The sequence below is a fragment of the Pseudomonas sp. PLMAX genome, assembly GCF_046042685.1.
GTDB classification, from domain to species: Bacteria; Pseudomonadota; Gammaproteobacteria; order Pseudomonadales; family Pseudomonadaceae; genus Aquipseudomonas; species Aquipseudomonas putida_AE.
The window spans coordinates 6,879,678-6,897,571 of sequence record NZ_CP064949.1 but is presented as its reverse complement, the minus strand read 5'-3'; the positions used below and the strand labels follow the sequence as shown (position 1 = coordinate 6,897,571).

At 59.5% G+C, this 17,894-nt stretch carries 21 protein-coding genes; 9 read left to right on the top strand and 12 right to left on the bottom strand.

The features are described from left to right. Positions 1–34: 34 nt before the first annotated feature. The 3 genes from rsmD to DKB71_RS31525 are packed head-to-tail and all read right to left on the bottom strand — an operon-like array spanning position 35 to position 3,487. The gene (gene rsmD, locus DKB71_RS31535) at positions 35–649 is read right to left on the bottom strand and encodes a 16S rRNA (guanine(966)-N(2))-methyltransferase RsmD (RefSeq protein WP_274075668.1); all 615 of its coding nucleotides are present in this window, start codon (positions 647–649) and stop codon (positions 35–37) included. Next, positions 649–2,139, bottom strand: a complete 1,491-nt coding sequence (locus DKB71_RS31530) for a M16 family metallopeptidase (protein WP_408599239.1) — start codon at positions 2,137–2,139, stop codon at positions 649–651. The genes rsmD and DKB71_RS31530 overlap by 1 nt, the downstream gene beginning before the upstream one ends. Continuing rightward, positions 2,132–3,487: a pitrilysin family protein gene (locus DKB71_RS31525; protein ID WP_274075666.1), complete on the bottom strand. Its 1,356-nt coding sequence runs from the start codon at positions 3,485–3,487 to the stop codon at positions 2,132–2,134. Before DKB71_RS31525 ends, DKB71_RS31530 begins: the two co-directional genes overlap by 8 nt. A gap of 343 nt (positions 3,488–3,830) precedes the next feature. On the opposite strand from DKB71_RS31525, the gene ftsY reads away from it, so the two are divergent. From ftsY to rpoH, 4 genes are all read left to right on the top strand, one after another. After that, a complete protein-coding gene (gene ftsY / locus DKB71_RS31520) occupies positions 3,831–5,387 on the top strand; it encodes a signal recognition particle-docking protein FtsY (RefSeq protein WP_408599238.1) in 1,557 nt (518 codons plus the stop codon). Then, positions 5,384–6,055 carry a cell division ATP-binding protein FtsE gene (gene ftsE, locus DKB71_RS31515; RefSeq protein WP_008065082.1) on the top strand — a complete coding sequence of 224 codons (672 nt, stop codon included), beginning with the start codon at positions 5,384–5,386 and terminating at the stop codon, positions 6,053–6,055. The genes ftsY and ftsE overlap by 4 nt, the downstream gene beginning before the upstream one ends. Further along, positions 6,052–7,074 (top strand): permease-like cell division protein FtsX, encoded by a 1,023-nt coding sequence (gene ftsX, locus DKB71_RS31510; RefSeq protein WP_274075664.1) that lies wholly within the window; start codon positions 6,052–6,054, stop codon positions 7,072–7,074. Before ftsE ends, ftsX begins: the two co-directional genes overlap by 4 nt. Before the next feature lie 113 nt (positions 7,075–7,187). Beyond that, entirely contained in the window at positions 7,188–8,042 is an 855-nt protein-coding gene (gene rpoH, locus DKB71_RS31505) for an RNA polymerase sigma factor RpoH (protein WP_323606627.1), read from the top strand. Between the two features lie 190 nt (positions 8,043–8,232). Here rpoH and mtgA read toward each other — a convergent pair whose 3' ends face one another. Then, entirely contained in the window at positions 8,233–8,955 is a 723-nt protein-coding gene (gene mtgA / locus DKB71_RS31500) for a monofunctional biosynthetic peptidoglycan transglycosylase (protein WP_323606626.1), read from the bottom strand. Positions 8,956–9,029: 74 nt separating this feature from the next. On the opposite strand from mtgA, the gene DKB71_RS31495 reads away from it, so the two are divergent. From DKB71_RS31495 to trmB, 4 genes are all read left to right on the top strand, one after another. Further along, the gene (locus DKB71_RS31495; protein WP_408599237.1) at positions 9,030–9,410 is read left to right on the top strand and encodes a DUF423 domain-containing protein; all 381 of its coding nucleotides are present in this window, start codon (positions 9,030–9,032) and stop codon (positions 9,408–9,410) included. 71 nt (positions 9,411–9,481) lie between these two features. Further along, entirely contained in the window at positions 9,482–9,682 is a 201-nt protein-coding gene (gene thiS, locus DKB71_RS31490; protein WP_046818722.1) for a sulfur carrier protein ThiS, read from the top strand. A 60-nt stretch (positions 9,683–9,742) separates the two neighbouring features. Continuing rightward, entirely contained in the window at positions 9,743–10,537 is a 795-nt protein-coding gene (locus DKB71_RS31485; protein ID WP_274075661.1) for a thiazole synthase, read from the top strand. Positions 10,538–10,546: 9 nt separating this feature from the next. Next, complete coding sequence (trmB, locus tag DKB71_RS31480; RefSeq protein WP_274075660.1) at positions 10,547–11,272, top strand: tRNA (guanosine(46)-N7)-methyltransferase TrmB; 726 nt, start codon at positions 10,547–10,549, stop codon at positions 11,270–11,272. A 40-nt stretch (positions 11,273–11,312) separates the two neighbouring features. On the opposite strand, the gene DKB71_RS31475 is transcribed toward trmB, so the two are convergent. The 3 genes from DKB71_RS31475 to DKB71_RS31465 are packed head-to-tail and all read right to left on the bottom strand — an operon-like array spanning position 11,313 to position 14,052. Then, positions 11,313–11,912 carry a LysE family translocator gene (locus DKB71_RS31475; protein WP_323606624.1) on the bottom strand — a complete coding sequence of 200 codons (600 nt, stop codon included), beginning with the start codon at positions 11,910–11,912 and terminating at the stop codon, positions 11,313–11,315. A gap of 22 nt (positions 11,913–11,934) precedes the next feature. Beyond that, positions 11,935–13,257: an aminotransferase class I/II-fold pyridoxal phosphate-dependent enzyme gene (locus DKB71_RS31470; RefSeq protein WP_408599236.1), complete on the bottom strand. Its 1,323-nt coding sequence runs from the start codon at positions 13,255–13,257 to the stop codon at positions 11,935–11,937. Between the two features lie 30 nt (positions 13,258–13,287). Continuing rightward, complete coding sequence (locus DKB71_RS31465; protein WP_408599235.1) at positions 13,288–14,052, bottom strand: ArpA protein; 765 nt, start codon at positions 14,050–14,052, stop codon at positions 13,288–13,290. Positions 14,053–14,221: 169 nt separating this feature from the next. On the opposite strand from DKB71_RS31465, the gene DKB71_RS31460 reads away from it, so the two are divergent. Continuing rightward, on the top strand, positions 14,222–14,674 hold the full coding sequence (locus DKB71_RS31460; RefSeq protein WP_323606622.1) for an Lrp/AsnC family transcriptional regulator: 453 nt from the start codon (positions 14,222–14,224) through the stop codon (positions 14,672–14,674). Here the strand turns inward: DKB71_RS31460 and DKB71_RS31455 are convergent. Genes DKB71_RS31455 through metW form a run of 5 tightly spaced genes read right to left on the bottom strand, consistent with a single transcriptional unit; the run spans position 14,671 to position 17,893 of the window. Then, a complete protein-coding gene (locus DKB71_RS31455; protein WP_008063519.1) occupies positions 14,671–14,994 on the bottom strand; it encodes a DUF3392 domain-containing protein in 324 nt (107 codons plus the stop codon). The two genes, DKB71_RS31460 and DKB71_RS31455, sit on opposite strands and share 4 nt — an antisense overlap. Before the next feature lie 22 nt (positions 14,995–15,016). Then, complete coding sequence (gene hemW / locus DKB71_RS31450; protein WP_408599234.1) at positions 15,017–16,222, bottom strand: radical SAM family heme chaperone HemW; 1,206 nt, start codon at positions 16,220–16,222, stop codon at positions 15,017–15,019. Continuing rightward, positions 16,219–16,815: an RdgB/HAM1 family non-canonical purine NTP pyrophosphatase gene (gene rdgB / locus DKB71_RS31445; RefSeq protein ID WP_323606621.1), complete on the bottom strand. Its 597-nt coding sequence runs from the start codon at positions 16,813–16,815 to the stop codon at positions 16,219–16,221. Before rdgB ends, hemW begins: the two co-directional genes overlap by 4 nt. After that, entirely contained in the window at positions 16,812–17,246 is a 435-nt protein-coding gene (locus tag DKB71_RS31440; protein ID WP_408599233.1) for a DUF4426 domain-containing protein, read from the bottom strand. The genes rdgB and DKB71_RS31440 overlap by 4 nt, the downstream gene beginning before the upstream one ends. A gap of 26 nt (positions 17,247–17,272) precedes the next feature. Further along, entirely contained in the window at positions 17,273–17,893 is a 621-nt protein-coding gene (gene metW, locus DKB71_RS31435; RefSeq protein ID WP_274075653.1) for a methionine biosynthesis protein MetW, read from the bottom strand. Between the last annotated feature and the right edge of the window lies 1 nt (position 17,894).

Below are 17,894 nucleotides of genomic sequence, written 5' to 3'. Positions count from 1 at the left end.
GCATTGAGGCGCGCGCCTTGTTCAGGCCGGTCAATTAACCGGCGATCTCTGCCATACGTTGCCATAACGAATAATAGACCCGCCCGGATTTTTGCTCCCGGTGCAGGCGCCAGTTGCCTGGCAGGCCGAGGGTCGACGGCGCGCTTTCGCTTTCGGTGTACACCCAGGCATCTTCGGCCAGCCACTGGCGCTCTTCGAGCAGCGCGCAGACGGCGGGCAGCAGGTTCTGGTTGAACGGCGGGTCGAGGAAGACCAGGTCGTAGGCGACCGCTGGCTGGGTTTCCAGATAGCGCAGGGCGTCGGCGGTCTGGACCTGGCCGGTGGTGCAGCGCAGCGTACCCAGATGCTCCTTGAGGCTGGACACCGCAAGGCTGCTGGCATCCAGCGCCTGGCCCATGGCGGCGCCGCGGGACAGGGCTTCGAGAAACAGCGCGCCGCTGCCGGTGAACGGATCGAGCACCTTGGCGCCCGGGACGTAGGGTGCAAGCCAGTTGAACAGGGTTTCACGCACCCGGTCCGGCGTCGGGCGCAGGCCCGGCGCGTCGGGGAAGCTCAGTTTGCGGCTGCGCCATTCGCCGCCGATGATGCGCAGCTGGTTCACGCCGTTATGCACGTTGTGGACCGGTTTTTTCGGACGAGAAGTGGCCATTAATGCTCCGGAACCCCGAGCGGCTGCTCGGCGGGTTTATCAGTAGGGGCCGGTAACGGCTTTTGCGGCACGGTCGGGCCAGCGCTGACGATGACCAGTTTATCCGTGCTCAGGTGTTTGTTCATGGCCGCCTTGACCTGCTCGACGGTCAGGTTCTGCGACTGCTGCATGAAGTCTTCCAGGTGGCTGAGCGGCAAGTTGTAGAAGCCGATCGCGCCCAGCTGGCCGACGATATCGGCGTTGCTGGCGGTGGACAGCGGGAAGCTGCCGGCCAGTTCGCGCTTGGCGTCGTCGAGTTCTTTTTCGGTCGGGCCGGTCTTGAGGTAGTCGGCGAGCACATCTTGCACCAGTTTCAGGGTGCCTTCGCTCATTTCGGCGCGAGTCTGCAGATTGATCATGAACGGACCGCGTGCCTGCATCGGGCTGAAACCCGAGTACACACCATACGCCAGGCCACGTTTTTCGCGTACTTCGCTCATCAGTCGGGTACCGAAACCGCCACCGCCGAGGATCTGGTTGCCCATGGACAGGGCCGCGAAATCCGGATCGTCACGGTCGATGCCCAGTTGCGCGAGCATCAGGTTGGTCTGCTTGGACGGGAACTCGATGTGGCCGATGCTGGCCTTGGGTTCGGCGGGTTGCTCGATCTTCGGCAGGGCCGGACCTTTGGGCAGGGCGGCGCTGACCTGCGCGGCAATGGCTTCGGCTTCGGCGCGGGACAGGTCGCCGACCAGCGCGATCACCACGTTGCCCGCTGCATAGGCTTTCTGGTGGAACGCACGCAGTTGCGCGAGGGTGACGGCCGGAACGGTTTGCGCCGTACCATCGCTGGCGTGCGCGTAGGGATGATCGCCGTACAAGCGGTTCATCAGTTCAAGGCTGGCGAGTTTGCCGGGGTTCTGTTTCTGGTATTCGAAGCCCGCGAGCATCTGGTTCTTGATGCGGGTAAACGAGTCGGCGGGGAAGGTCGGTTTGCCGACGACTTCGGCGAACAGCTTCAGTGCCGGTTCACGCTTGTCGGGAGCGCTGAGGCTGCGCAGGGAGGCAACCGCCATGTCCTTGTAGGCGCCGTTGCCGAAATCGGCCCCCAGCCCTTCAAAACCCTGGGCGATGACGCTGACATCCTTGCCGGCCACGCCTTCGTTGAGCATGGCATTGGTCAGCAGCGCCAGGCCTGGTGCGTCGCCGTCCTGGCTGCTGCCGGCGGCAAAGATCAGGCGCATGTCGAACATCGGCAGTTCGCGGGCTTCAACGAACAGCACCTTGGCGCCTTCGGCGGTGTTCCAGGTTTGCACGTCGAGCTTGCGGTGGCTCGGCGCCTTGCCGTTGAGCTCGGTCAGCGATTGCAGCTTCTGGCTGGCCTTGGCCTTGTCCAGCGCTTCGCTGGCATTGGACTGATCAGTCTTGGAGAAATAGAACGCAGCGGACCCGATCAGGGCGACAACGATCAGGCCGAGCAGGGCCAGGCGCGGTTTTTTACGCTCACTCATGAGTCGTCTCCTCCGGCAGTACATGGGCGACGCTGAGACGTTCGCGGGTGAAATACAGCTTGGCGGCGTTCTGGATATCTTGCGGAGTCACGCTTTCCAGGTCGGCGAGCTCGCTGTCCATCAGTTTCCACGACAGGCCGACGGTTTCCAGCTGGCCGATGGCCGTGGCCTGGCTGGTGATCGAATCACGCTCGTAGACCAGCCCGGCGATGACCTGGGCCCGTACGCGTTCCAGTTCTTCGCTGGTCGGCGCGGTGGTCTTCAGTTGCTCAAGCAGCTTCCACAAACCGGCTTCGGCCTGGGCGATGGTCTTTTTCTTCTGGCTGTTGGGGGTGGCCGACAGGGTGAACAGGCTGTCGCCACGGGTATAGGCGTCGTAGCTCGACGAACCGCCGGACAGCAGTTCTTCACCGCGCTCCAGTTGAGTCGGGATGCGTCCGCTGTAGCCGCCATCGAGCAGCGCCGAGATCAGGCGCAAGGCGTTGACCAGGCGTTTGTCTTCGGCGGTCGCGATGCTCGGTACGTTGAAGGCCAGCATCAGGCTGGGCAATTGGGTCTTCACGTGCAGGGTGATCTGGCGTTCGCCGGGCTCGGCCAGCTCCAGCGGAATCTTCGCCGCCGGCACCTCGCGTTTGGCGATCGGGCCGAAGTAGCGCTGGGCCAGGGTCTTGACCTCGTCCGGCGTCACGTCGCCGACCACCACCAGCGTGGCGTTGTTCGGCACGTACCAGGATTGGTACCAGTGTCGCAGCTCTTCGACTTTCATCCGGTCCAGGTCCGCCATCCAGCCAATGGTCGGCGTGTGATAGCCGCTGGCCGGATAGGCCATGGCCTTGAAGCGCTCGTAGGCCTTGGACATGGGTTTGTCGTCGGTGCGCAGGCGCCGTTCTTCTTTAATGACTTCGATTTCCCGGGCGAACTCGTCGGGCGGCAGGCGCAGGCTGGCCATGCGGTCGGCTTCAAGTTCGAAGGCCACGCCCAGGCGGTCGCGGGCCAGGACCTGGTAGTACGCAGTGAAGTCGTCGCTGGTGAAGGCGTTCTCTTCGGCACCGAGGTCGCGCAGGATCAGCGACGCTTCGCCGGGGCCGACTTTCTCGCTGCCCTTGAACATCATGTGTTCCAGGGCATGGGACAGGCCGGTCTGACCTGGCGTCTCGTAGCTGGAGCCAACTTTGTACCAGACCTGGGAAACCACCACCGGTGCGCGATGGTCTTCGCGCACGACGACCTTCAAGCCGTTGTCGAGGGTGAATTCGTGGGTCGGTTGCGGGTCGGCCGCCAGGGCCGAAAGGGGCAGGCAAACTGTGCTGAGCAGCAGGCCTGCGGCGCGGCGGGCTAGAGCATTCATTCGTTTTTAAACCTTTGGGGCTGCCCGCTTGGTCTTAGCGTCAGCGGGCGAGAGGGTGCTAGGATACTGATCCGTTTTACTGGCGGCCACGCCTATCAGGCCTTTGCGTTTGATCAGGTTGTTTGGGTTTGCGGCAAAAGGCTGTGGTTTATCAACTAGACTCTGCTTTTTCGCCGATTTTTCCGCATCTGTCCTTAGTGAAATCGTTTTTGTAAGGTGCCGTTGGCACCTCGACAAAATGTTGCGCGTGAACAAGCTGGGTCAATCGCAGTCTGTTCTGCATCGAATTTTTATTTGCCGGGGCGCCCGTTGGCGCGTCGCTACCGTGAGATAGCCGTCCTCCATGTTTGGTTCCAACGACGACAAGAAGACCCCAGCTGCGGCTGGTGAAAAGAAAAGCCTGTTCGGATGGCTGCGCAAAAAGCCGCAGGAACCCGTCGTCGAACAGCCACAGCCACTTGCTGAGCCAACGCCTGCACCGGTGATAGACGCCGAACCTGCGCCGGTGGTGTTGCCGATCGCCGAGCCGGTGCTGCAACCGGTTGTCGAGCCTGCACCTGAAATCGTCGCCGAACTGCCGCTGACCCCGGTCGCTGAGCCTTGGCTGACCTTGCCGGTGGCGGAAGAGCCGGTGGCGCTGGTCGAAGACGAGCAGGCGCCGCATGTGACGCCGCCGATTCCGGCACCCGCTGCGTGGACGCCGGAGCCGGTTCGGGCGCCAGTGATCGAGCCGGTCGTTGCGCCCGCGGTCGAGGCTGCGCCAACGCCTGCGGCCCCTGTATTTGTTCCGCCGGTTGTACCGATTGTCCAGGCGCCAGAGCCTGCACCTGTACCTGTACCTGTACCTGTACCTGTACCTGCACCTGCACCTGCACCTGCACCTGCACCTGTAAGTACTCCTGTTGTCGCCGCCCCCGTCGAAGCGCCAGTCGAAGTTCCAGCCGAGCCAGTACGCTCCGAGGAAAGCAAAGCCGGTTTCTTCGCCCGCCTCAAGCAAGGCCTGTCCAAGACCAGCGCCAGCATCGGCGAAGGTATGGCCAGCCTGTTCCTGGGCAGGAAAGCCATCGATGACGAGTTGCTCGATGACCTCGAAACCCGCCTGCTGACCGCTGACGTTGGCGTCGAAGCCACTTCAGTGATCATCCAGCGCCTGACCCAGAAGGTCGCACGCAAGGAGCTGGCCGATGCCGACGCGTTGTACAAATCCTTGCAGGGCGAGCTGGCAGCCATGCTCAAGCCCGTCGAGCAACCGCTGAAAATCACCTCGCAGAACAAGCCGTTCGTGATCCTGGTGGTGGGCGTCAACGGCGCCGGTAAAACCACCACGATCGGCAAGCTGGCGAAAAAACTGCAGCTGGAAGGCAAGAAAGTCATGCTCGCCGCCGGCGACACCTTCCGCGCCGCCGCCGTCGAGCAATTGCAGGTCTGGGGCGAGCGCAACAAGATTCCGGTCATCGCCCAGCACACCGGCGCCGACTCGGCTTCGGTGATCTTCGACGCCGTACAGGCCGCCAAGGCCCGTGGCATCGATGTGCTGATCGCCGATACCGCCGGTCGCCTGCACACCAAAGACAACCTTATGGAAGAACTGAAGAAGGTTCGCCGGGTGATCAGCAAGCTCGATGCCGACGCACCGCACGAGGTGTTGCTTGTACTCGATGCCGGAACCGGCCAGAACGCCATCAACCAGGCCAAGCAATTCAACCAGACCGTCGAACTGACCGGCCTGGCGCTGACCAAGCTCGACGGCACCGCCAAGGGCGGGGTGATATTCGCCCTGGCCAAGCAGTTCGGCCTGCCGATCCGCTACATCGGCGTTGGTGAAGGCATCGACGATCTGCGCACTTTTGAAGCTGAACCCTTTGTCCAGGCACTGTTTGCCGAGCGGGAGCGTTCATGATTCGTTTCGAACAGGTCGGTAAACGCTACCCGAACGGTCACGTCGGCTTGCATGAGCTGAGCTTTCGGGTCCGTCGCGGCGAGTTTTTGTTTGTTACCGGCCATTCCGGCGCCGGCAAGAGCACTTTGCTGCGACTGCTGCTGGCCATGGAGCGCCCGACCAGTGGCAAGCTGCTGCTGGCCGGGCAAGACCTGAGCACCATCAGCAACGCACAGATTCCCTTCCTGCGTCGGCAGATCGGCGTGGTATTCCAGAACCACCAGTTGCTGTTCGATCGCACGGTGTTCAACAACGTCGCGCTGCCGTTGCAGATCCTCGGTTTGTCCAAGGCTGAAATCGCCAAGCGCGTGGACTCGGCCCTGGAGCGCGTGGCGCTGTCGGACAAGACCGACCTGTATCCCGGCGACCTGTCCACCGGTCAGCAACAGCGCGTCGGCATTGCCCGCGCCATCGTGCACCGCCCGGCCCTGCTGCTGGCGGACGAACCGACCGGTAACCTCGACCCGCGCCTGGCGGCGGAAATCATGGGTGTGTTCGAAGACATCAATCGCCTGGGCACCAGCGTGCTGATCGCCAGCCACGACCTGGCGCTGATCGCGCGCATGCGCCACCGCATGCTGACGTTGCAACGCGGCCGATTGATCGGCGATGGGGAGGCCGGCGAATGAGTGCGACCCGCAGTCCAAAGGTTTCCGAGCGCGTGGCCCCCAAGGCTGCCGACCCGCAACCGAAGAAGAAAAAACACGACGACGATGACGGCCCGGACTTCGCCACGCTGTTGCGCGCCTGGATCGAGAGCCATCGCGCCAGCCTGCTGGACAGCTTGCGCCGCCTGGGCAAGCAGCCCATCGGCAGCTTTTTCACCTGCATGGTAATGGCGGTGGCCTTGAGTTTGCCCATGGGGCTGTCACTTTTGCTAAGTAACGTCGAGCGACTGGGCGGTTCATGGCAGCGCGCGGCGCAGATTTCCCTTTACCTGCAACTCGACGCCAGCCCGACTGACGGCGAGGCGCTGCGCGAACAGATCAAAGGCATCCCAGGCGTGGCAGATGCCGAATACGTCGGCCGCGATCAGGCGCTGGAAGAGTTCCAGCAGCAGTCCGGCCTGGGTGAAGCGCTCAAGGAACTGCCGGAAAACCCGCTGCCTGGCGTGGTTCTGGTGACGCCGACCGAGGTCGACAAGCCGACCCTTGAAGCATTAAGACAAAAACTTTCCGAACTGCCCAGGGTACAACAGGCACAGCTTGATCTAGTCTGGGTCGAGCGTCTGGCAGCCATCCTCAAGCTGGGCGACCGATTTGTCTTCGGTCTGACCGTGCTCCTGGTTTCTGCATTACTTTTGGTGATAGGCAATACCATTCGTCTTCATATTGAAAACCGCCGCACAGAGATAGAAGTGATTAAACTCGTAGGCGGCACCGACAGCTATGTGCGCAGGCCCTTTCTTTATATGGGCGCGCTCTACGGTTTCGGTGCGGGGATTCTTTCCTGGGGCGTATTGGCGTTCGGCCTGAACTGGCTGAACGATGCAGTGGTCGGGCTGGCCGGTTTGTATGGCAGTGATTTCGCACTGGCCGGCGTACCGGTTGCCGACGGTCTGTCTCTCTTGCTTGGCGCGGTGCTGTTGGGTTATATCGGTGCATGGATTGCAGTCGCACGTCATCTCAGGGAGCTGGCGCCGAAGTAGAATCTTTTTTGCGCGTGATTGACCTTGCAGTTTTTAGGGGAACTTGTCTTTCGGTTTCCGGTCAATTTTCGCAGTGCCATTGGCACGAGTATGTAAGTGGGAGGTTTTTTCGTATGACCAATTCTTTGCAGCCTGCATATGCTCTGGTCCCGGGTGCGAACCTGGAGGCCTATGTGCACACCGTCAACAGCATTCCATTGCTGACGCCGGAGCAGGAGCGTGAACTGGCCGAGAGTCTCTATTATGAGCAGGATCTTGAGGCGGCTCGGCAGATGGTGCTCGCCCACCTGCGTTTTGTCGTACATATCGCCCGTAGCTATTCCGGCTACGGCCTGGCCCAGGCTGACCTGATCCAGGAAGGTAACGTCGGCCTGATGAAGGCCGTGAAGCGCTTCAACCCGGAAATGGGCGTGCGCCTGGTGTCCTTTGCCGTGCACTGGATCAAGGCGGAAATCCACGAATTCATCCTGCGTAACTGGCGCATCGTGAAAGTCGCGACCACCAAGGCCCAGCGCAAGCTGTTCTTCAACCTGCGCAGCCAGAAAAAGCGCCTGGCCTGGCTGAACAACGAGGAAGTCCACCGTGTGGCGGAAAGCCTCGGCGTCGAGCCGCGGGAAGTGCGCGAGATGGAAAGTCGCCTGACCGGTCACGACATGGCCTTCGACCCGGCGGCCGAAGCCGACGACGACAGCGCTTTCCAATCGCCGGCCAACTATCTGGAAGACCACCGGTACGACCCGGCCCGTCAACTGGAAGATGCCGACTGGAGCGACAACTCCAACCACAACCTGCACGAAGCGCTGGAAGTGCTGGACGACCGCAGCCGCGACATCCTCTACCAGCGCTGGCTGGCAGAAGAAAAGTCCACGCTGCACGACCTGGCGCAGAAGTACAACGTATCGGCCGAGCGTATTCGTCAGCTCGAGAAGAGCGCGATGAACAAGCTCAAAATGTCGATCGCCGCGTAAGCTGCACCAAGGCAATAAAAAAAGCCCCGATCATTGATCGGGGCTTTTTTGTTTGGAGCGAGAATCCCTGGTGTGCCGCAGAGCCAATGTGGGAGCGGGCTTGCTCGCGAAGGCGTCGCGTCAGGCGCTTTAATACTGAATGACACACCGCTTTCGCGAGCAATCCCGCTCCCACAGGGGATCTGCGGTGTTACTGCGCCCAAGGCGCACGACGCGAATCGTTGAGACCCACCAGATAGCTGTCCCCACCGAGCTGGCTCATCTGCTGCCGAATCCAGCCAGCGCGTCGCGCCACGTAATTGGTCGGGTGGCTGGCGCTCCACACCCGCGGGTTAGGCAGTACCGCTGCCAACAGGCTCGATTGCTGGCGGCTGAGGCCTTTCGCGCTCACGCCAAAGTGGTGCCTGGCCGCGGCTTCGGCGCCAAACACCCCGTCATCCCACTCGACGCTGTTGAGGTACACCTCAAGAATCCGCTGTTTGGGCCAGAACACCTCGATCAACCCGGTAAACCAGGCTTCCAGGCCTTTGCGCAGCCAGCTGCGGCCGGACCACAGGAACAGGTTCTTCGACACCTGCTGGCTCAGGGTGCTGGCACCACGAATCGTGCCGCCGAGCTCGTTGTGGGCCAGTGCTTTCTGGATCGCGCCGAAGTCAAAGCCCCAATGCTCGGGAAATTTCTGGTCCTCACCGGCAATCACCGCGACTTTCAGGTCGTCGGAGATTTCATCCCAGGGTTTCCAGGTGCGTTGCAGGTCGATGGGCTCGCCATCGATCCAGGATTCGATCTTGCGCTCGACCATCAGCGTGGTCCCGGGCGGTGGCACCACGCGAAAAATCAATACCAGCACGACGCTGACGCCCATGAACCAGAGCACGGCCTTGATGAAACGACGGAAATAGATACGCAGCATAGAGATGGCTTGGCCGAACCCGTTGAGCGGGCCATTATACAGACCCTGTTGATCGAGACTGACTGGAGTTCTTCATGCTGCGTGGCTTTTTGATGCTAGCCGCTTTTTTCGGCTTCACCGGAGTCGGTCTCGGCGCGTTCGCCGCCCACGGCCTGAAAAACCGCCTGAGTGCCGAATACCTGGCGATTTTCCATACCGGCGTCACCTATCAGCTGGTACACACCCTGGCATTGCTGGGCGTGGCATTACTGGCGACGCAGATTCCCGGTCGCCTGGTCACCTGGGCCGGTGCTTCCTTTGTCATCGGCATCCTGCTGTTCTCCGGCAGCCTGTATGTGCTGACGCTGACGGGTGTCAGCAAGCTCGGCATCGTCACCCCGTTCGGCGGCCTGGCGTTCCTGGCGGGCTGGCTCTGCCTGGGCCTTGCCGCCTGGCGCTTGCCGCTGACCGCTTGACGCTTGTTGCTGACCTTTAGGTCACGATCGGGCTAGAATGCCAGCCCCAAAAAATGATGGCGGCATTGCGCATGCGCATTCAGTTGAACGGCGAATCCTTTGAACTGCCCGACGGTGAAACCGTTGCGGCCCTGCTGACTCGTCTGGACTTGACCGGACGCCGTGTGGCGGTCGAGCTCAATCTGGATATCGTCCCGCGCAGTCAGCACGCAGGCACCACGTTGAACGACGGCGACAACGTCGAAGTGGTGCACGCCATCGGCGGCGGCTAGTAGTCTCGGCGGATTGGCCACAGAATTCTGCAAGACCCTCACCCCTACAGAGGATTCCCCATGAGCATCGTTCGTAACGACAAGCCTTTCGTCCTGGCCGGTCGTACTTACCAGTCGCGTTTGCTGGTCGGTACCGGCAAGTACCGTGACATGGAAGAAACCCGCCTGGCCATCGAGGCCTCGGGTGCCGAGATCGTCACTTTCGCCGTGCGCCGTACCAACCTCGGCCAGAACGCGGGCGAACCGAACCTGCTGGATTTCCTCTCGCCGGATCGCTACACCTTCCTGCCGAACACCGCCGGCTGCTACGACGCGATCGAGGCCGTGCGCACCTGCCGCCTGGCCCGTGAGCTGCTCGATGGCCACAACCTGGTGAAGCTGGAAGTGCTGGCCGACCAGAAAACCCTGTTCCCCAACGTGATCGAAACCCTCAAGGCCGCTGAATCGCTGGTCAAGGAAGGCTTCGACGTGATGGTCTACACCAGCGATGACCCGATCATTGCCCGTCAACTGGCGGAAATCGGCTGCATCGCAGTGATGCCGCTGGCCGGTCTTATCGGTTCGGGCCTGGGGATCTGCAACCCGTACAACCTGCAGATCATCCTCGAAGAAGCGAACATCCCGGTGCTGGTGGATGCCGGTGTCGGCACCGCATCCGACGCCACCATCGCCATGGAACTGGGCTGTGATGCGGTGCTGATGAACTCGGCCATCGCCCACGCCCAGCAGCCGATCATGATGGCCGAAGCCATGCAACACGCGATCGTCGCAGGCCGCCTGGCCTACCTCGCCGGCCGCATGCCGAAAAAACTCTATGCCAGCGCCTCTTCGCCGCTGGATGGTCTGATCAAGTAAGAGCCATTGATGACTGAATCGAACGACACGCCAATCCAGACGGAAGAAGGCGACGAGCGCCAACACCGCCGCATCAAGAGTTTCGTGATGCGCGCCGGGCGCATGACCGAAGGCCAGCAACGCGGCCTGGAGCAGGGCGCGCCACTGTTCGTGCTGCCCCTGGCCGAAGCGCCGGTGGACTTCGACCAGGTGTTCGGTCGCTCGGCACCGCGCTCGCTGGAAATCGGCTTCGGCATGGGCCATTCGCTGCTGGAAATGGCCGCGGCTTCGCCGGATCAGGATTTCATCGGCGTCGAGGTTCACCGTCCGGGTGTCGGCGCGCTGCTCAATGGCGTGCTGACTCAGGGTTTGACCAACCTGCGGGTCTACGATTGCGATGCCATCGAAGTGCTCAACCGCTGCGTGGCCGATAACAGCCTCGACCGCCTGATGCTGTTTTTCCCGGACCCGTGGCACAAGAGCCGTCACCACAAGCGTCGTATCGTCCAGGCGTCATTCGCCGAGCTGGTGCGCAGCAAGCTGAAGGTCGGCGGTATCCTGCACATGGCCACCGACTGGGAACCGTATGCCGAGTACATGCTGGAAGTGATGAACGTGGCCCCGGGTTACCGCAACCTGGCCGAAGACGGAAAATGTGTACCACGCCCGGCCGAGCGGCCGATCACCAAGTTCGAACGCCGTGGCGAACGTCTTGGGCATGGCGTTTGGGACCTGAAGTTCGAAAAACAGTCCTAATGTTCAGGAGCGGCTCGCCCGCTCCTGCCCATGTTGAATCTCAGAGCAATAGCGACCAGGCAACGCTGGATATCATCAGCATGGCAAAGCTTATGTTGAGTGCTCGATTCCAGCGTGGTCGGATAAAAAAGCGTCTCAAATGATTGCCGGAACAAAGCCAGATAAAATCAAAAGTAACGCAGATCCCCAGGCTACCAGCAATCTTGAATACCAAATCCCATGGATGTGGTAATCCCAGCGGAAATCCTCCCAGCAGCGCTGCAAATACTGCGTAGGCTTTGATATTGGTTACGCCAATAATAAATCCGGCATTCCATCGTGGTGCTGCCACCGTTGTTACACTACTGATAGGCGGAGTTCTAGCAATCGACCAGGCGAGGAACAGGATGTAGGCTGCCGAGACAAGTCCCACTCCCGTAGCAAGTATTGGAACCTGTTGAATAACAAGGAAGACGCCTGACGCTACCAGGCTAACTGAAATCGCGAGCCCTGCCATGATTCCGGCGAAGAACAGGAGTGATCGCTTGAGCCCGTATGCCGCCCCACTCGCCGCCAGAGCCATTGTTGCGGGCCCTGGACTTGCAAGTAGCGCTGAGGCTGTTATTAGAAAAGAAAACTCCGAAGATGTAATAAAGCTCATAGGGAAAACCTGAAAGAGGGCTTCAGTGAGTAGCGGTGTCGTGGCAGAAGTACAGCGTTCTAAAATCTTTCATGAACTCGATTACATCTTGGGCAATCAACTCGGGACTGCGTGAATGGTGCAGTGCTTCGGCTATTCTTTCAGCTATCCACGCCATGTGGTGCTCCTTCATTCCTCGTCTTGTGATTTCGGTAGTACCCAGTCTTATCGCGCTTTGATCTGCAGGGCTGTCTTTTGATGATCCCCAGCCAAGTGGTGTTTTATTGCATATGATATTGGCAGACTCTAATAATCTGACTTCCTGGGCGGCGCTATCCAGATAAGTCGATTTAATAACAATCTGGTGGGTGGCTGTAAAATTGCGCTCGTGGAATAGAACATTCAAACCGCGCTTTTTTAGTTCCATGCCCAATCGTTGCGCATTTTTTACTACCTGTGTCATGTAGGTCTTGCCATACTCGATTATCTCGGTTGTTGCCACTGCTAACGCGGCAACACGATTAATTTGGTGGCTGCCAGTAAGCATCGGGAAAATGCTACGATAAATAGCTGCACTCAGTTCCTCATCATCCCAAACGATTATCCCGCCCTGGGGGCCGCTGAACGTTTTTCCTGAAGACCCGGTCATCAGGTCTGCGCCTTCCCTCAGCGGATCCTGAAAAAGTCCGGCTGCAATCAGCCCAAGTTGATGCGCTGCGTCGAAGTAAACCTTGCCGCCCCATGGGGAAATAATTTCCTTTATTCGCTCCAGCGGTATCGGGAAGAGCGTCAGCGTCATCCCGATACCGACGACTCTCGGTTTGCGATACGTGGCAATTTGCTTGAACAAGTCGATATCAATATCGTTCGTCCCGGCGTGGAAAGGGAGATCGATGATCTCTAATCCTCTGACTCCTGGAGGACCATTGCTCCGGTGGCTGGAGTCGCCACCTTGCATGATCGGCACGGTCATCACGCTGTCGCCCGGTGATGCCAGCGCTGTATAGGCTGCCATGACGCCCGCCATTCCTCCCATCAAACGATGGTCGGCGTGGTGGCAGCGGAAGGCCTTTTTCAATAGCTCTACACAAAGTGATTCAACTTCGTCGATCAACGCCATGCCGGTAAAAAAACGATTGTCACGACCTATGCCACCACCGGAGGCACGTATCCCGATTTCACTCGCCAATAGGTTTCTGGCGGTGGGACTTGATGGAGCTTCAGCTGCAACAAGGTTGATGCATTGCTGTCCGCGCCAACACTGATTTCGATTCACGGCATCTTTAACCAAGTCTGCCATCGCCACCGATGAGCTCGCTCGTTCCAGCATTAAAGCTGCATCGTTTAAACATTTTTGATCATGCATAAATGGCTCACTGTTTTCAGAAACGAAAGATTATTGTTCAGTGCGCGCAGCTTCAGCGTGTTTGTCTTCCCACCAACGGTCGTTACCAGAAAGAGGTTTATCCATCAGTCGTCTATCAGCCCAGGTCATATTTAAGATAATTCGGGTGACGTCTTCGCTGAGAGGGATGGTTCTGTGCAGCGTCGTGTCAGTTCGAAGGAAGTAAATGTCCCCGGTAACAAATCCATAGGTGGAAATTTTATGTTTGGTGAGTATTTCGTTTATTTGTGAGTTGTTTTTGTCCCAGTAAGTATGAGGAATGCACTGGAGCATGCCCCCGCAAGAAATTGGCGGTGTTTCGATAATCCAGATCAATGCGAAGCTATAATCACCCCAATGCCAGCCATGCGTGTCACCCTTTTTTTCTTGTCGGGTGATCAGGAACTCTTCATCGGCTGAAACTTGCGCGGTTACCTCAGTGCCCGCTATACGCGACAAGAGCCCAAGCAAATTTGATGAGCGTGAGAGCTTATATATAAGTCCTTTCTGTTGGGCGATCCATTCGCTGCGTACAACACTCATGTGCCTAGGGGTGTTATCGGTTGTAGCTAGCAGCAAATCCCGACGCTCCCCCTGCTGCTCAAGCAGTGTTAATACTTCTTTTTTTATAAGGTTTTTGAGTTCTGCATCAACAATGTCATTAATTTTAACGAATCCATCTCTGGAAAATTTGTTTCTTAATGTAAATATGCGCTGTTCTGGGAACAGGTTTGAAAGATAGCAGGCAAACAGATTTTCGTCGGGCTCAAGTTTCATTTTGATACCTCGTCATCTCATTCCGATTTTTATGTAGTATTTTTCTATAACACTGCTTGGCGGTTTTTTGAGTGTATGAGTACAGCCGACGACGTGCTATGAATTCCATTGGCATGCGACAAGATCAACGAGTTCTCCTTCATAGACCTGTTTTCAGAAGGCCATCAGAATGAAAAAACTTATTAAAAAAGAGGCGGTACTTGACCCGCTCGACAAATCGATCATCACTGCACTGAATAGTAATGCCAGGTTGTCGGTGAAAGCATTGAGCCGGCAGGTTGGCCTGTCTGCACCCAGTTGCGGGGAGCGACTTCGGCACTTGGAGAGGACTGCAATCAAGGGTTACTGCGTCGATGTCGATCCCGAGGTGGTCGGATATCGGCTGCAGATGATTGTTCGGATGCGCTCCAATCCCGGTCAGATGCAAACGGTGGAGCAGCTACTCAGGGAGGCGGAGGAGTGCGTCACCTTTTACAAGGTGACGGGGGATGACGACTTTGTCTGCGTGATGTATCTGCGCTCAGTCGACCATCTAGACGAACTGCTATGCCGTTTTGCGCCAATGGCAGCAACTCATACGTCGTTGATCAAAGCAATGGAGCGCAAGTTGCCGCCGCTTTAGCGGCGGTCGGCGACTACGCCAATCAGCACCAGTACCACCAACAACACCGGCGCCAGGCTGTAGTTGTTGAACTGGCTCAAACCCTTGACGATCCACGGCGTGGCATAGATCAGCGCCGCACCGCTGCCGATCATGCACAGCAGGGACATCAGCGGTACGCGCAAGGCGCCGGCGATGCTGCCCAGGCGTTGCTCGACCCAGCCTTTGAAATCCGCACCGAACAACACCAGCAGGCAACCTACTAGGGCGAGGGCGATTTCCGAGAGGTTGCTGCGGCTCCAGCGAGACGCGGTGGCGAGCAGGTCGAGTACCAAATCCATTCGTTTTCCCTTAAGGCTGAAATCAGCTCAGAAATTTCTGCAGCAAGTCGTTGAGGAAGAGTTGTCCGCGCTCGGTAGCCGCCAGACGTGACGGTTCGACCTGCAACAGGCCGCTTTGTTCGGCTTCGCGACGGCTTTTGGCGAGGCTTTCCAGGGACATTCCGGTGCGTTCCGGGTACAGCCGCGCCTCGACCCCGGCCGTCAGGCGCAGGGCGTTCATCAGGAACTCGAACGGCATCTCGTCATTGGTCAGCGCTTTCTCGCCGGCCTGGAAGCTTTTCGCCGGATTCAGGTAATCCTTCGGCAAGCGGGTCTTCCAGGTGCGCACGATGCGGCCGTCCGGATGGCTCAGCTTGCCGTGGGCGCCGGCACCGATGCCGATGAAGTCGCCAAAACTCCAGTAATTGAGATTGTGCCGCGCCGGGCGCCCGGGCTGGGCGTAGGCGGAGACTTCGTATTGCGCGTAACCGTGTTCGGCCAGCAGCGCCTGCCCGGCTTCCTGGATATCCCACAGGGTGTCGTCTTCCGGCAGCGTCGGTGGCTGGTTCCAGAACACGGTGTTGGGTTCCAGGGTCAGCTGATACCAGGACAGGTGGGTCGGCTTCAGGGCGATGGCCTGGCGCAGGTCGCTCAGGGCGTCGTCCAGGGATTGATCGGGCAAGCCGTGCATCAAGTCCAGGTTGAAGTTATCGAACCCGGCCTGACGGGCCATGCCGGCGGCGCGCACCGCTTCGTCACCGTTGTGGATGCGACCCAGGGCCTCGAGCTTTTCTTGTTGAAAGCTCTGGATGCCGATCGACAGGCGATTGATGCCCAGCGCGCGGTAGGCAACGAACTTCTCTTGCTCGAACGTACCGGGGTTGGCTTCCAGGGTGATTTCGATGTCGTGGGTAAACGGGATGCGCTGTTCCACGCCTTTGAGCAGGCGCCCAAGGGCCTGGGCGCTGAACAGGCTAGGCGTGCCGCCGCCAAAGAAGATCGAGCTCAGCTCTCGGCCATAAACGGCGTGCAGGTCCTGATCGAGGTCGGCCAGCAACGCGTCGACATACTCTTCTTCCGGCAGCACGGGGCTGGCGGTGTGGGAGTTGAAGTCGCAGTAAGGGCATTTGCGTACGCACCACGGGATGTGGATGTACAGCGCCAGGGGCGGCAGCACCGGCAGGGCGGCCCGAGGCGATTGTGCGGCGCCGCCGAAGATCAGCGGCGACGCGGAGGATTCACGGGTCATTTCAAGCCCAGACGCTGGCGCAGCAGATCCATTGCACGGGCGCGGTGGCTGATCTGGTTCTTGTCGGCCGGGCTCAACTCGGCGCTGGAGCAATCACGCTCCGGCACCCAGAACAGCGGGTCGTAGCCAAAACCGTGTTCGCCGCTGGCCTGGGTCAGGATGCGCCCGTGCCACAGGCCTTCGCAGAGAATCGGCAGCGGATCGTCGGCGTGCCGTACCAGCGCCAGCACGCAGACGAACTGCGCGCCGCGTTCGGCTTCAGGCACGTCCTTCAACACGTCGAGCAGCTTGGCGTTGTTCGCCGCATCGCCCTTGCCATCGGCATAACGCGCCGAGTAGATGCCCGGCGCACCGCCGAGGAAATCCACCGCCAGCCCGGAATCGTCGGCCAGGGCCGGCAGGCCGGAAATGCGCGCGGCATTGCGGGCCTTGAGGATGGCGTTCTCGACGAACGACAGGCCGGTTTCTTCAGGCTCCACGCTGCTGAACTCGCCGATCGAGCGCAGTTGCACCGACTCGCCGAGCATGGCCTGGAGTTCCTTGAGTTTGCCGGCGTTATGGCTGGCCAGTACGAGTTGCGTGAAGTTGATCATTCGCCGGGGAAGAGCTCTTGGTTGAAGTTGATGGTGTTGATTTTGTCACCGGTCTGCACCTTGATGTCGAAGGTGCGGGTTTCCTGCTGCTCCACCGGGAATTGGGCGATGTAGTAGATCGCGCCTTGTTCGGTGATCTGGCGGAAGTTCAGGTTCACACTCTGGCTGGCCAGGTCTTTGACCGTACCGCTGACCTGGGCCATCTGCGGCTTGCCGTCCTTGAGCACCGAAACGTTGATCACGCCCTGGTTCTTGCTGCGGGTGAGCTCTGCGGCCTTGGCGATGTCCGGCGTCAGGAACGTGGAGTTGAAGGTGTTGTAGTGCACCGTCACGTCGCCGAATTTTTCCTGACGATCACCTTTGATCGCATCGGCGGCCATGGCCGTGACGCTCAGGCAGGCGGTGAGTAGAAGCAGCGCTAGACGACCCATGTTCGTTCTCCTCGAAATGTGGTGATTCAGACCGCGACCTTGTGGTCTGCAAGCCCCGGACTGCTGACGCGGTAAATACCGATCTCACCTAACAGATTAGGCCATAGCTTACTGGCCCACCCGTGCCGATGCTGTTGATCCACGGCCAGCCGATCAATGACCTTGGCCTCACGTTCGCGACACAAGGCTTCAAAATCCGCGAAGGTGCAGAAGTGAATGTTCGGCGTGTTGTACCAGGTGTAGGGCAGGAACTCGGAAACCGGCATCCGGCCCTTGCTCGCCAGGTACCAGCGGCAGCGCCAGTGACCGAAATTGGGGAAGGTGATGATGCACTGGCGGCCGACCCGCAGCATTTCCTCGAGGATCTTGTCCGGGTAGTGCACTGCTTGCAGTGCCTGGGTCATGACCACGATGTCGAAGCTGTTGCTGGCAAAGTTGCCCAGGCCCTTGTCCAGGTCCTGCTCGATGACGTTGATGCCCTTGGCCACGCACTCGGCGATGTTGTCCGCGTCGTTTTCCAGGCCGTAGCCGGTGACCTGCTTGTTGTCGCGCAGCCAGGTCAGCAGCTCGCCATCGCCGCAACCGAGGTCGAGCACGCGGCTACCGGCGGGGATCCATTCCTGGATGATTTCCAGATCAGCTCTCATG

Coding starts and splice junctions, on each gene's coding strand:
- DKB71_RS31465 (WP_408599235.1), bottom strand. CDS start 14,052: ATGAAACTTGAGCCCGACGAAAATCTGTTTGCCTGCTATCTTTCAAAC.
- mtgA (WP_323606626.1), bottom strand. CDS start 8,955: ATGCTGCGTATCTATTTCCGTCGTTTCATCAAGGCCGTGCTCTGGTTC.
- rsmD (WP_274075668.1), bottom strand. CDS start 649: ATGGCCACTTCTCGTCCGAAAAAACCGGTCCACAACGTGCATAACGGC.
- DKB71_RS31485 (WP_274075661.1), top strand. CDS start 9,743: ATGAGCATCGTTCGTAACGACAAGCCTTTCGTCCTGGCCGGTCGTACT.
- ftsX (WP_274075664.1), top strand. CDS start 6,052: ATGAGTGCGACCCGCAGTCCAAAGGTTTCCGAGCGCGTGGCCCCCAAG.
- hemW (WP_408599234.1), bottom strand. CDS start 16,222: ATGACCCGTGAATCCTCCGCGTCGCCGCTGATCTTCGGCGGCGCCGCA.
- metW (WP_274075653.1), bottom strand. CDS start 17,893: ATGAGAGCTGATCTGGAAATCATCCAGGAATGGATCCCCGCCGGTAGC.
- DKB71_RS31495 (WP_408599237.1), top strand. CDS start 9,030: ATGCTGCGTGGCTTTTTGATGCTAGCCGCTTTTTTCGGCTTCACCGGA.
- DKB71_RS31455 (WP_008063519.1), bottom strand. CDS start 14,994: ATGGATTTGGTACTCGACCTGCTCGCCACCGCGTCTCGCTGGAGCCGC.
- DKB71_RS31475 (WP_323606624.1), bottom strand. CDS start 11,912: ATGAGCTTTATTACATCTTCGGAGTTTTCTTTTCTAATAACAGCCTCA.
- trmB (WP_274075660.1), top strand. CDS start 10,547: ATGACTGAATCGAACGACACGCCAATCCAGACGGAAGAAGGCGACGAG.
- thiS (WP_046818722.1), top strand. CDS start 9,482: ATGCGCATTCAGTTGAACGGCGAATCCTTTGAACTGCCCGACGGTGAA.
- DKB71_RS31470 (WP_408599236.1), bottom strand. CDS start 13,257: ATGCATGATCAAAAATGTTTAAACGATGCAGCTTTAATGCTGGAACGA.
- ftsE (WP_008065082.1), top strand. CDS start 5,384: ATGATTCGTTTCGAACAGGTCGGTAAACGCTACCCGAACGGTCACGTC.
- DKB71_RS31440 (WP_408599233.1), bottom strand. CDS start 17,246: ATGGGTCGTCTAGCGCTGCTTCTACTCACCGCCTGCCTGAGCGTCACG.
- rpoH (WP_323606627.1), top strand. CDS start 7,188: ATGACCAATTCTTTGCAGCCTGCATATGCTCTGGTCCCGGGTGCGAAC.
- DKB71_RS31530 (WP_408599239.1), bottom strand. CDS start 2,139: ATGAGTGAGCGTAAAAAACCGCGCCTGGCCCTGCTCGGCCTGATCGTT.
- DKB71_RS31460 (WP_323606622.1), top strand. CDS start 14,222: ATGAAAAAACTTATTAAAAAAGAGGCGGTACTTGACCCGCTCGACAAA.
- DKB71_RS31525 (WP_274075666.1), bottom strand. CDS start 3,487: ATGAATGCTCTAGCCCGCCGCGCCGCAGGCCTGCTGCTCAGCACAGTT.
- rdgB (WP_323606621.1), bottom strand. CDS start 16,815: ATGATCAACTTCACGCAACTCGTACTGGCCAGCCATAACGCCGGCAAA.
- ftsY (WP_408599238.1), top strand. CDS start 3,831: ATGTTTGGTTCCAACGACGACAAGAAGACCCCAGCTGCGGCTGGTGAA.